We start from the raw sequence: 10745 nt of genomic DNA, 5'->3' as shown, positions 1-10745 counted from the left end.
TTCGACGACGGCCACGGTGTCGAACTCGACGCCCTGAATCGGGCGGGCGATGTCGCTGTAGGACTCCACGACCGCCCGGTCTTCCGACCGGATGCGCTCGGCCAGCGCCCGGAAGTGCGGGAGGTAGCGGCGCTCGGTCTGGTCGTTCAGTTCCCCGAGGGATTCGACGACCACGGCGGACGAGAGCGGGAGGGCCTCGCGCACGGCGTCGGGCAGCGAGACGCTGCCGTTGACGACGAACCCGTTTCCAACGCGGTCAACGAGGAACTCGCGGCGGGACTGCCCGAGCAGTCCTTTGCCCGTGCCGGGCGCGGGCCGCCAGAGTCGGTGGACCGGGTTCAAGTCTTCGGGGTCGGCGTCGCCTCGACTCGCGGACGCGAGTCGCTTCGCGTCCTTGCCGTAGAGCCTCCCGTCCGTAAGCGCGGCCGTGGCGTCGTCGTGGTCGAACCAGAAGTCGTTGCCCGCGCGCGGCTTGAACCCGACCGACCCGATGTAGTTGAGGAGGCCGACCGTGAACGTCGTCTTTCCAGCGTCCACGCGGTCGCTTCCGGCGACGAGAACCGTCATGTCTTCAGGCCGTAGTAGCCCGGTTCCTCGTCGGTCGGCGGTTCGGCGACCACGAGTTTCTCGGAGTTCCGCATCACCCACGGAATCGCCCAGTCCAACAGGATATCTTCCGTCTCGACGTCGATTTCGGCGTCCGGGTCGAGACCCTGAAGGAGTCGAGCGATTTCGTAAACCGAGTACATCGTGTCCTCGTCGAGCAGTTCGTCCGGTTCGTAAAAATCACAGGGGTACAACTGCTCGAACTCGTCCTTTGGCTTTGGCATGGGTGGACGTACGTCCGAATGGGCGTAAAAGCTCTCGAATTGACCCGCGGAGTCTCGGGTATAATTCAGGGAAACGGTTATAAATATAACGGACGACCATGACAACCGAGTATTCATAACAACCGTTCGAGATAGGAACTGACATGTACGAGGAATCGGGGAACGAGACGAAAGAGGCGCTCGTCTCCGCCTTCGCTGAATTCGGCGGTACCTATCTCCGGGATATCTGGTTGTTCGACCAATCGGATCACGAACAGCTCTTTCTTCGGGAGGACGTGGCGGAAAAACTCGAGGCGGTCGACGTGGAGAAGTTCGTCGACAACGAGCGGTACGGGTTTATCACGCAGGACACCTACGACCAACTCTACTACGCCACGTATCAGTACACCGTTAGGGGGTTCGACGACTTCGAACAGTTCCGGATGTTCTTCGACGACGACCGGCACGTCGGCGTGTTCGCCAGTTTCGACCGGCAACCCGGCGGCCACGATTACGAATCACTGCACAGCCACGTCACGGATATCGCATCCGGGTACGACGTGCCGATAGTGACGTCGGAAACGGAATAGCATCCGCTGTTCGGGGAGTTCGATCAAAAAAATCGGTGCGTTCGGGATTATTCGAACCGCGAAACGACGTTTTCGTAGTTGTCAGCAACCTCGTCCCAGTCGATGACTTCGAAGACGTTCTCCACGAAGTCGCCGCGGTCCGGTCCGTAGTCGTAGTAGTAGGAGTGCTCCCACACGTCCACCGCGAGAATCGGGTGGCTGCCCCAGAGCGCGCCCTGGTCGTGCTTGTCGACCTTGACGTTACGGAGCTGTTTGGCCACCGGGTCGTAGACGAGGAGTGCCCAGCCACCGGCGGCGCTCGCGGCGGCCTCGAACTCACCCTTCCATCCCTCGTAGGAACCGAAGTCCTCCTCGATGCGGTCGGCGAGGTCTCCCTCGGGTTCGCCGCCGCCGTTCTCGTCCATGTTCTCCCAGAAGAGGGTGTGGAGGTAGTGACCACAGCCGTTGTGAGTCACGTTACCCAGCGCACCCGCCGTGCTGGAGTAGTCACCGGACTCGCGGTTCTCCGCGAGGGTCTCCTCGGCACTGTTGAGGCCGTTTACGTAGCCCTGGTGGTGAGTATCGTGGTGCCACGTGAGAACCTGCTCGGAGATGTGCGGTTCCAGCGCGTCGTAGTCGTACGGGAGCGGTGGTAGTTCCGCGTTCGATTTTTCTGCCATATATGTATTACCTCCACTAACTATATCTCACCTCGGCCTGTTAAACCTTGAGGAGAAGCTCGCTAACATACAGCACGATACGCCGGCAAAATATTCTGCTTTCGGACGCCAACGCGGCCGTTACATCCCGCTGGCTTCGTCGTAACGTTCCTCAACGTCGTCCCAGTTAACGACATCCCAGAAGTTGTCCACGTACTCGCCGCGGTTGTTCTCGTACTGGAGGTAGTAGGCGTGTTCCCACACGTCCAGCACCAAGAGCGGCGTCGTCCCTTGCGGCGACTGGTTCTGGTGATTCTCGGCCATGCTCACGATGGGAATGTCGGCCACGTGGTCGTAGAGCAACATTCCCCATCCCGAGCCTTCGACGCCCTTCGCGGCCTCCGAGAAGTGTGTTTTGAACTCCTCGAACGACCCGAACTGGTCGTCGAGGGCGTCGGCGAGGTCGCCGCCGGGTTCGCCGCCGCCGTCCGGGGACATGTTCTCCCAGAAGACGGAGTGGTTGACGTGTCCCGAGAGGTTGAACGCGAGGTTGCGCTCGACGCCTTTGACGTCGCCCCACTCGTCGTTTTCGCGCATCTCTTCCAACTTGTCGAGCGCCGCGTTCGCACCGTTGACGTAGCCTTGGTGGTGTTTGTCGTGGTGCAATTCCATGATGTGCGCGTCGATACTCGGTTCCAGTGCGTCGTAGCTATACGGTAGGTCCGGTAGTTCGTAGGTCGCCATTGGTAACCCCCGGAAGGTGGTCAACGGTCGTCGTGTTAAGTGTTGAGGCGACGCACGCAGACGACGTGTCCTCACACGGTGACCCGACAGGAACGAGGGTCCCCCGCACGGCCGAGAAACCCGAGGAGGAGCACGATACCGCCGACGCGAAGCAGGTCGCCGTGGAACGGCAGCGCGGCCATCGCGCCCGCGAAGCCGAGGAAACCGAGCAGGCCCGCGCCGCAACTCGCGCATCCGGACGCGACGAGCCCCGGCAGGACGCCGGTCAGGTCGGAGAGGCTCGACACACCCGTGACGCGCGCCTGTGCCGCTGCGTTCGTCACCGCGACGCCGGTCAGCACCGCGTAACAGACGATGAGACCCAGCCCGAACCAACCGTTCGTCGCCAAGACGTTCTCGGTCAGCAGGACGAGCGTATCGTCCGCCCACTGCATCCCCGCCCCGAGCATCTGCATCGACATCTCCGGGAACGTCGAGAGGATAAGCAGGACGTACGTGACCGCCGCGACGACGGCCGTCCCCACCGCTCGCGGGATCGAACTCACCGGATAGGCGAGGGCGGCGGCGAGTTGCGACAGTAGCCGTCGGATGCGCGATTTCCCCGTCATGCGTCTCGAATCTTCCGAATGGCGCTTTCGAACCGCGGATACGGCTGTGCGCCCATTATCTTCCCGGCCTTCTCCGACTCCCGGTCGAAGAAGATGAACCCCGGCGTCGCGCTCACGTCGCTCCGCGTAGCGGCGTTCACGTCGTCGTCGATGCTCGATTGGAGCGACGCGCCGTTCTCCCCCAAACACGACTCGACCGCTTTCGCGTCCACCCCATCGACCGTGCGGGTGATGTCGAGCAGGTTCTCCTTCGACGCCCACCCGGAGTTCGGTTTCCCCTGCTCGTCGAACATCGTCGAATGCCAGCGCTTGAACGCCGCGGGAGAGTCGTCGCGCACCTGTCGCCAGACGCACTTCGCCATCCGCGAGGCCGTCGTCGAGGCGCTCCCGATGTTCGGCAGTTCGAGGACGACGAAGCGAACCTTCCCCGGCCGGAGGTAGTTCTCGACCAACTTCGGGAACGTGTCCTGTTCGAACCGACTGCAGAATGGACACTGATAGTCGCTCCAGTAGTAGATATCGACGTCCGCATCCGGCGCGCCGAGGATCGGATTGCCCGCCAGATCGATTCCGTACGCCGTCGTTTCTTCGCTTCCGAACACGAGCGAGTCGCTCGTATCCCCGTTCGTTCCGCCGCCCGTTCCGCTGTCGCCCCCATCCGATGACGTCGATTTCGTCGTCCCTGTCGTGTCGTTCGAGTCCGTTTGGCCGCTCGCGCATCCGGCCAATCCGGCGGCCACCGCGGCCGACCCGAGAAATGCTCTGCGACGCATCCGTCTCTCGTTGCCAGTCATTATTGAATACCCGTCTCGTGTTCACCCAACACGGGTGTCGGTTAAATCCCCGATGGGACGTTTTCAGAGTCAGAAACCATCCGGTACGTTTTAACCGCCGAAGTGCGGTAATCGATTTGTGAGTGAGGAGCCGCGTCCAGCCGAGTTGTTTCGCTTGCTGGACGACGAGTACGCGCGTGCCATCCTCACGAAAACGAGCGAACGACCGATGTCAGCACAGACCCTACGCGACGAATGCGACGCCTCGCTTCCGACGATTTACCGGCGGCTCAACGACTTGGAAGCGTGTGACTTGATAGAGAAATACACCCGCCCGGAACCGGACGGAAACCACCGTTCGATGTACGAGGCCGCGGTCGAACACGTCGAAATCGACATCGAGGACGGCGACCTCGAAGTCACCGTCACCGAGCGCGAGGACACGGCCGACCGCTTCACTCGCGTCTGGGAAGGACTGCGGAGGGACTGACGATGCGCCTCGAACTCCTCGCCGGGAAACTCCTCGTCATGGCGCTCGGACTGCTCATCGCGTATCAGGGATTCCGCGGCTACCGACGGAATCAGAGCGAACCCATGTTCTTCGTCGCCGTCGGCTTCGTCTTCCTCACGCTCGGCGGGACGATGGGCTGTACGCTCATCCACACCCTCGGAATCTCCGCGTTCGTGCTCGGCATCGCGCAGACGATGTTGGTCGCGGTCGGTATGGGCTTCGTCCTCTATTCTCTGTACGGATGACGCGTCGTGGTCCTCGCCCGACCGTCACGGACGATTGGCTCGACGGCCGAACGTGCGTCGGAAAAACGAGAGGTACCGCGAAGGAATCGCCCTCGGTCGCGTGCGACCGAGTTAGTCGTCTTGGTTCTGGGCGTTCCAGTTCTGGGCGTTCGACCACGCGGCCTGCACGTTCTCGTTGCTCTGGGCGCTCGCTTGGACGGCAATCGCGTCGCCGGATTCGGCTTCGCCGCTGTCGTAGCCGTTGTCGCCGTCACTCGGGTTCACGCTGATGGCACCCGAGAGCGCGACGTTATCTTCCTGATGGTTGTAGTTCCCCTGTGCGACCGCCTGACTTTGGTCTACGTTCGACACGGCGGCTTGGCCGCTGAGCTGTACTTGGTTGTCGTCCGCCACCGCGGCCGCGTTTCCGGCGAAGCCGACGGCGAACAGACTGGCGATAACTGTCATCGAAAGCAGGATTTTGAGCGTCTTTTTCATGGTTTTCTCTGCGGGTGCGAGTTCACCTCCCGGTCCCCGTGGTTCGGCCGGACTTCCCGTGGGCCGGTCGGAAGGTGACGCAACCCTGTCCTCGCCTGTCGGGGGGTCGCTATTTCAACCCCGGTCACCGTTGAGCGGCGTTCACCGACTCCTTACCGACCGTCTTCCGTATTACCGCGACGATAGCGGGAGTTACGACGCTCGCCGCATGCACGCACCGCCACGGACAACGACGACAACGCGCCGACAATCGGCGATTGGTCCGTCCGTCGAACGTGAACGACGACGCTTTACGACCGTTCAAAACGTGCTACGCGCGGTTGTGAACGCTACACCCGTGACGCTCACTTCCGCTACCCTCTGACCTACCCTCTCGCGTTCTCGAACATCGTGATGGCCATCTCGCGGCGCTCCGAGTGGTCCACGATGGGGTCGGGGTAGTCGGGTGCCAGTTCCCGACGTTCGTCCGGGTCCAACTCGGTCCACTCGTGAACCGTCTTCGGGGGTACGTCCGCCAGTTCGGGGACGAACCGTTTGATGTACTCCGCGTCGGGGTCGAACCGTTCGCCCTGCGTCGTGGGATTGAAGATTCGAAAGTACGGTTGGGCGTCGGTACCGGTCGAGGCCGCCCACTGCCACCCGCCGTTGTCGTTCGCGGTGTCGTGATCCACGAGTTTCCTCCGGTACCAGTCGTAGCCCTCGCGCCAGTCCACGAGCAGGTCCTTCGTCAGGAAGGAGGCGATTATCATGCGGACGCGGTTGTGCACCCACGCCTCCTCGCGGAGTTGGCGCATTCCGGCGTCCACGATGGGATAGCCGGTCTCACCGTCCTTCCACGCCCGCACGCCGTCGGGGTCGTCGCGCCACGCGATGTCGTACTGGTAATCCTTGTAGTTCTCCACGACCACGGACGGGGTGTCGTCGAGGACGTGCGCGTAGAACTCCCGCCACGCGAGTTGCCCCTGGAACTCCTCGACGGATTCGGCCGCATCCTCGCTCTCCGCGTCGTCTTTCGCCCGTTCGGTCGCCTCCCACACCTCCCGGATTCCGACGGTACCGAACTTCAGATGCGGCGAGAGTCGGGAGGTCGATTCGCGCGCCGGGTAGTCGCGCGCTTCGTCGTACCGATACACGTCGTCCTCACAGAACGCCGAAAGCAGGTCGCGGGCCGCCTCGGTTCCGGCGGGGGGAATCTCGGCCTCCGGGTCCTCGAAGCCGAGGTCGGCGAGGGTCGGTATCTCGATGCCCTCTTCGACCACCTCGTCCGGGACGACGATTTCGTCGGGCGCGTCGAACGGCGCGTCCTTTGCCCTGTCGCGCCACTTCTTCCAGAAGTAGGTGTACACCGAGTAGTAGTCGCCCTGATTCGTCGTGATGCTCCCGGGCGTGTGCAAGAGCGCGTCGTGGAACGCCCGCCGTTCGATTCCCGCGTCCGAGAGCGCGTCCCGAACGTCGGCGTCGCGTTCCTTCGCCAGCCCGGAGTAATCTCGATTCCAGACCACGCGGTCGGCGTCGGCGGCCGCCGCGATTCGGGGAATCTCCTCGCGCGGGTCGCCGCGAAGGACGAGCAGGTCGCCGCCGCGCTCGCGGTAGGACTCCCGGAGCGATTCGAGCGCGGACAGCATGAACGACACCCGAGGCGAGGCCGCGTGGGAGAGCACCGCCCCGTCGAAGACGAACACCGGAAGGACGGGGCTCCCCCTCGACAGCGCGCGGTTGTCCGCGACCCGAAGGTCGCGGCGGTGCCAGTGGACGTGCATAGAGGACGAACGGCGACGACCCACTTAACCGTCGAACCCACTCAGTGGGGTTTTCTCGACGGTCCGGCGACGGAATTAACAATGGTAATCCATCCCACAGGATTTTCCAGTGATGTTTTATAATGTGGGTCCTCGTTATAACTAGCCATGGTAAATCTTACCGCGTCGGTTGCGGACACGGTTTCCGATCAGGCGGACTCCCCCGCCATCGTCACGGAGGAGCGAACGCTGACGTACGACGACCTCTGGGAGCGAATCAGCGGCTTCGCCGCGGGACTGGAGGAGCGCGGCGTCGGCGTGGACGACCGAGTTGCCATTTACCTGCCCAACGTGCCCGAATTCGTCCTGACGTTCCACGGGACGCTCGCGGCGGGCGGCGTCGTCGTCCCGATGAACCCACAGTATCGGACGCGCGAAATCAGCCACCTGCTCGCCGACAGCGGTGCGAAGGTCGTCGTCACCCTTCCCGACCTCGTGCCCGTCGTGGACGCCGTCCGCGAGGATACGAACGTCGAGCACGTCGTCACCGTCGGCGAAAGCGAGGGAGACGCGACGTTCTTCGGCGATTTCCTCGGCGACGGCGACGGCGAAATCGAACCGCGGGACGACGACGACCTCGCGGTCCAACCGTACACGAGCGGGACGACGGGGACGCCGAAAGGTGTGAAACTGACACACCACAACCTCACGTCGAACGCGCACGGGGCCGCGGCCCTCGCGCCGGGCGGCATCGACTCCGAGGACTCGCTGTTGGGCGTCCTCCCGCTGTTCCACATCTACGGGATGACGGTGTGCATGAACGCCACCCTGTTCAGCGGCGGCGTCTTCTACCCCCTTCCGACGTGGGACGCTCAACAGGCCCTGTCGCTCATCGAGGAGGCGGAACTGACGCTGATGCACGGCGTGCCCGCGATGTACAATGACATCATCAACCAGCCGAACGCGGCCGACTTCGACCTCTCGTCCCTCCGACTCGCCGGGGTCGGCGGCGGCGGCATCCCCATCGAAGTGCTCCGCCGGTTCGAGGAGCTGTACGACGCGAAAATTTACGAGGGCTACGGCCTGACCGAGACGAGTCCGGTCACGCACTTCAACACCCCCGAAAAGGGTCGTCGGGTCGGCAGCATCGGCACGACCATCGACGGCGTTAGCGCCCGCATCGTGAACGACGACTTCGAGGAACTGCCGCCGGTCGAGAAGGGACCGCTCGCCGAAGACGACGCGGAATTGGACGACGTGACCGGCGAAATCGTCATCGCCGGGCCGAACGTGATGGCCGGGTACGCCGGACTCCCCGACGCGACGGCGGAGGCCTTCACGGAGGCGGACGGAAAGCGCTGGTTCCACACGGGCGACATCGGCTACTGGGACGAGGACGGCTTCTTCTACGTCGTGGACCGCAAGAAGCACATGATAAACACGGCGGGGTACAACGTCTATCCGCGCGAAGTCGAAGAGTTGCTCTTCGAGCACCCGGCCGTCGCGGACGCCGCCGTCGTCGGCATCCCCGACGAGCGCCGGAACGAGACGGTCAAAGCCTTCGTCGTGACGGTGCCGGACGCGGACGTGACCGAAGAGGAGATTCAGGAGTACTGCCTCGACAACCTCGCGGCGTACAAACATCCCCGCGAAGTCGCGTTCGTGGACGAACTCCCGCGAACGACGACCGGAAAGGTCCAAAAGTTCGAACTGCGACAGCAGTAGCCCGACACTGATAGAAAATTTGATAGTACCCGTGTCACAACGTGTCTGTGGCTGGCGTTCACCAGCCGTATCGTGACCGTTCGGACGCGAACGGTTTCCGTTGTTCATGGTTTCACGGGGCGGGATGCGCCACCAGATGGACATCCCGCTTCTTCGACGCGACGCGACACGACTCCGTGACTCCCTATTCTTCGACGAGACGCTACTCTTCGACGACGATATCCGCGACCATACCCATCGCCTTGTGCGGCTGACACCAGTAGTGGTACTTCCCGGGTACCTCGAACGTGTAGTGATACCGATACCCGCGTCGTACACGTCGCTCCGGCCGCCCGGCGTTCCGTCCCAATTCGCGCCGTCCGGTTGCGACCCGACGATGATGTTGTGCGTGTTCGACTTCCAGACCCAGAGGACGGTATCCCCCGTCGAAACGTGCAGCGGTTTTCCGGTGCCGGGTTCGAACCCGTACTCGTAGTCCGGCCCGACTTCGACCGTCGCGTCGGCGTCCACCGCGGTGGTCGGCGTCGTGGTCCCGCCCTCGGACGAACTGGTACACCCGGCGAGTCCGCCAACCACGCCGAGCGCTCCCGAAACGCCGATTCGCCGGAGGTACGCCCTGCGCGTCGATCCGCTTTCGGATTCGGTCATGAATCTCTCTCACTCTCCCACGAATCACGCGTAAAAATGGGGTTCGATTGTGCCCTATCGGCGTTCTCCGAAGAGCGACGGCAGTTCGACTCCCGAAGAGGTCGTCACCCAACGGCTACGCGGAGTCGTTGCCGTCCGGGATGACCGGTTCGGCGTCCGTTTCGTCCTCCGGGACTCGCCACCGAAGCGTCACGAACCGCTCCGTCCCGTCATCTGTGGAAACTTCCCCTCGGAGAGGTCGATACGACCCGCCGGTCGGGAAAATTCGTCCCGGTCGTCGGTCGCGGCCGGACGCATCCGCTCGTAGCGCCCGGTGACCCCTCCCGGAGGTCACGGAGGTAGTCCGCGAGTTCGTCGCGGGTCAACGACGCTTCGCGTTCGATCCCGTCCACGGCCTCTTCGCCCGCCCCGGAGTACCCGCCGAGGACGGCGTTGATGACTGCACCGAGCAGAAGGACGAGTCCGGAGAAGTACAGCCACGTGATGACGACGATGACGCCGCCGAAGAGGCTAGCCGAGCTACTGCCTTTCGACGCCAGATACACCTGGAAGAGCGCTTGCAGCGCGGCCCATCCGACCGCAGCGAAGACCGTTCCCGGAAGGACCTGTTTCCACTCCAGTTCGGCGTCCGGGAAGACGTAGTACATCGGAAAGAACGCGAGAATCAGGCCCGCGACGAGCACTAGCGGCGTGAGAAGTCCGAGGTACGGCACGGTGTCCGCGAACGCGCTGAACACGGCGCTAACGACGACCGTCGCGATGATGGCGACGGTGAGTGCGACGAGGACGACGAGCGCATCTTTCACTTGGTCGAGGAAGGAGTTTCCCGCCTCCGTGTCGTAAATCTCCGAGAAGGCCGTGTCGAGGCCGCGGAATATCTTCAGCGACCCCCACACGAGGACGACGAGGCCGATGAGCGAAGCACCGCTCGCGGACGCGTTGGACCGAAACACCCGCTCGATGACGTTGGCGATAGGGCTGGGAAGCGACCCCCTGCAATTTCGAGGATTCTGTCTTCGAGTCCTCCACCGACGATGCCGACGACGATGAGGAGTAAAAGGAGCACTGGTGCGAGCGAGACGAACGCGTTGTAGGCGATTCCCGCCGCCATGAGCGTCACGTTCTTCTCCGAAAAGTCCGAGACGACCCGCTTTCCGGTCTCCGTTACTCCGTCGATGGTGACCATGGCTGATGGAACACGATGACCCTAAAGAGCAGTACGGCCGATTAACCGGCGC

15 protein-coding genes are annotated in these 10745 nt (G+C 63.1%); 4 read left to right on the top strand and 11 right to left on the bottom strand.

Annotated features, from left to right (window positions below; all coding sequences use genetic code 11):
• Both BG842_RS16945 and BG842_RS16940 read right to left on the bottom strand, forming a co-directional pair.
• The coding region (locus tag BG842_RS16945) for an ATPase (protein WP_069451683.1) at positions 1-567 on the bottom strand (567 nt) is incomplete at its 3' end.
• Positions 564-830, bottom strand: coding sequence for a DUF5827 family protein (locus tag BG842_RS16940; RefSeq protein ID WP_007978435.1), 267 nt, complete (start codon positions 828-830; stop codon positions 564-566). The genes BG842_RS16940 and BG842_RS16945, both read right to left, overlap by 4 nt.
• 143 nt (positions 831-973) lie before the next feature.
• Between BG842_RS16940 and BG842_RS16935 the strand changes: the two genes are divergently transcribed.
• Complete coding sequence (locus BG842_RS16935) at positions 974-1399, top strand: hypothetical protein (RefSeq protein WP_069451682.1); 426 nt, start codon at positions 974-976, stop codon at positions 1397-1399.
• Between the two features lie 47 nt (positions 1400-1446).
• Here the strand turns inward: BG842_RS16935 and sod are convergent, their stop codons facing one another.
• The 4 genes from sod to BG842_RS16915 all read right to left on the bottom strand — a co-directional run bounded on the left by sod (position 1447) and on the right by BG842_RS16915 (position 4183).
• Entirely contained in the window at positions 1447-2058 is a 612-nt protein-coding gene (gene sod, locus BG842_RS16930; RefSeq protein WP_007978438.1) for a superoxide dismutase, read from the bottom strand.
• A 120-nt stretch (positions 2059-2178) separates the two neighbouring features.
• Positions 2179-2781 (bottom strand): superoxide dismutase, encoded by a 603-nt coding sequence (locus tag BG842_RS16925; RefSeq protein WP_069451681.1) that lies wholly within the window; start codon positions 2779-2781, stop codon positions 2179-2181.
• 71 nt (positions 2782-2852) lie between these two features.
• Positions 2853-3389, bottom strand: coding sequence for a hypothetical protein (locus BG842_RS16920; RefSeq protein ID WP_069451680.1), 537 nt, complete (start codon positions 3387-3389; stop codon positions 2853-2855).
• The gene (locus BG842_RS16915) at positions 3386-4183 is read right to left on the bottom strand and encodes a thioredoxin domain-containing protein (RefSeq protein WP_254663267.1); all 798 of its coding nucleotides are present in this window, start codon (positions 4181-4183) and stop codon (positions 3386-3388) included. Before BG842_RS16915 ends, BG842_RS16920 begins: the two co-directional genes overlap by 4 nt.
• 118 nt (positions 4184-4301) lie before the next feature.
• On the opposite strand from BG842_RS16915, the gene BG842_RS16910 reads away from it, so the two are divergent.
• Both BG842_RS16910 and BG842_RS16905 read left to right on the top strand, forming a co-directional pair.
• Positions 4302-4652, top strand: coding sequence for a winged helix-turn-helix domain-containing protein (locus BG842_RS16910; RefSeq protein WP_069451678.1), 351 nt, complete (start codon positions 4302-4304; stop codon positions 4650-4652).
• Between the two features lie 2 nt (positions 4653-4654).
• Positions 4655-4918 (top strand): hypothetical protein, encoded by a 264-nt coding sequence (locus BG842_RS16905; protein ID WP_007978443.1) that lies wholly within the window; start codon positions 4655-4657, stop codon positions 4916-4918.
• A 111-nt stretch (positions 4919-5029) separates the two neighbouring features.
• Here the strand turns inward: BG842_RS16905 and BG842_RS16900 are convergent, their stop codons facing one another.
• Positions 5030-5365: a hypothetical protein gene (locus tag BG842_RS16900; protein WP_254663266.1), complete on the bottom strand. Its 336-nt coding sequence runs from the start codon at positions 5363-5365 to the stop codon at positions 5030-5032.
• Positions 5366-5760: 395 nt separating this feature from the next.
• Positions 5761-7155 (bottom strand): deoxyribodipyrimidine photo-lyase, encoded by a 1395-nt coding sequence (locus tag BG842_RS16895; protein ID WP_069451677.1) that lies wholly within the window; start codon positions 7153-7155, stop codon positions 5761-5763.
• A 147-nt stretch (positions 7156-7302) separates the two neighbouring features.
• Here BG842_RS16895 and BG842_RS16890 point away from each other — a divergent pair, with 147 nt between their 5' ends.
• On the top strand, positions 7303-8859 hold the full coding sequence (locus tag BG842_RS16890) for a long-chain fatty acid--CoA ligase (RefSeq protein WP_069451676.1): 1557 nt from the start codon (positions 7303-7305) through the stop codon (positions 8857-8859).
• A gap of 202 nt (positions 8860-9061) precedes the next feature.
• Here the strand turns inward: BG842_RS16890 and BG842_RS27865 are convergent, their stop codons facing one another.
• The 3 genes from BG842_RS27865 to BG842_RS31880 form a co-directional block, all read right to left on the bottom strand.
• Positions 9062-9415: a plastocyanin/azurin family copper-binding protein gene (locus tag BG842_RS27865; protein WP_254663265.1), complete on the bottom strand. Its 354-nt coding sequence runs from the start codon at positions 9413-9415 to the stop codon at positions 9062-9064.
• Positions 9416-9716: 301 nt separating this feature from the next.
• Positions 9717-10460, bottom strand: coding sequence for a YihY/virulence factor BrkB family protein (locus BG842_RS16880; RefSeq protein ID WP_254663264.1), 744 nt, complete (start codon positions 10458-10460; stop codon positions 9717-9719).
• Positions 10388-10693, bottom strand: a complete 306-nt coding sequence (locus BG842_RS31880) for a hypothetical protein (protein WP_069451673.1) — start codon at positions 10691-10693, stop codon at positions 10388-10390. Before BG842_RS31880 ends, BG842_RS16880 begins: the two co-directional genes overlap by 73 nt.
• Positions 10694-10745: the final 52 nt, after the last annotated feature.

The sequence above is a fragment of the Haladaptatus sp. W1 genome, from assembly GCF_001723155.1.
Taxonomy (GTDB): Archaea; Halobacteriota; Halobacteria; order Halobacteriales; family Haladaptataceae; genus Haladaptatus; species Haladaptatus paucihalophilus.
This window is presented reverse-complemented; position numbering and strand designations above follow the sequence as displayed.

Bases quoted from the DNA above. Each gene is read 5' to 3' on its own strand.
- BG842_RS16940 (WP_007978435.1), bottom strand. From the start codon at position 830: ATGCCAAAGCCAAAGGACGAGTTCGAGCAGTTGTACCCCTGTGATTTT.
- BG842_RS16935 (WP_069451682.1), top strand. From the start codon at position 974: ATGTACGAGGAATCGGGGAACGAGACGAAAGAGGCGCTCGTCTCCGCC.
- sod (WP_007978438.1), bottom strand. From the start codon at position 2,058: ATGGCAGAAAAATCGAACGCGGAACTACCACCGCTCCCGTACGACTAC.
- BG842_RS16925 (WP_069451681.1), bottom strand. From the start codon at position 2,781: ATGGCGACCTACGAACTACCGGACCTACCGTATAGCTACGACGCACTG.
- BG842_RS16920 (WP_069451680.1), bottom strand. From the start codon at position 3,389: ATGACGGGGAAATCGCGCATCCGACGGCTACTGTCGCAACTCGCCGCC.
- BG842_RS16915 (WP_254663267.1), bottom strand. From the start codon at position 4,183: ATGACTGGCAACGAGAGACGGATGCGTCGCAGAGCATTTCTCGGGTCG.
- BG842_RS16905 (WP_007978443.1), top strand. From the start codon at position 4,655: ATGCGCCTCGAACTCCTCGCCGGGAAACTCCTCGTCATGGCGCTCGGA.
- BG842_RS16900 (WP_254663266.1), bottom strand. From the start codon at position 5,365: ATGACAGTTATCGCCAGTCTGTTCGCCGTCGGCTTCGCCGGAAACGCG.
- BG842_RS16895 (WP_069451677.1), bottom strand. From the start codon at position 7,155: ATGCACGTCCACTGGCACCGCCGCGACCTTCGGGTCGCGGACAACCGC.
- BG842_RS16890 (WP_069451676.1), top strand. From the start codon at position 7,303: ATGGTAAATCTTACCGCGTCGGTTGCGGACACGGTTTCCGATCAGGCG.
- BG842_RS31880 (WP_069451673.1), bottom strand. From the start codon at position 10,693: ATGGTCACCATCGACGGAGTAACGGAGACCGGAAAGCGGGTCGTCTCG.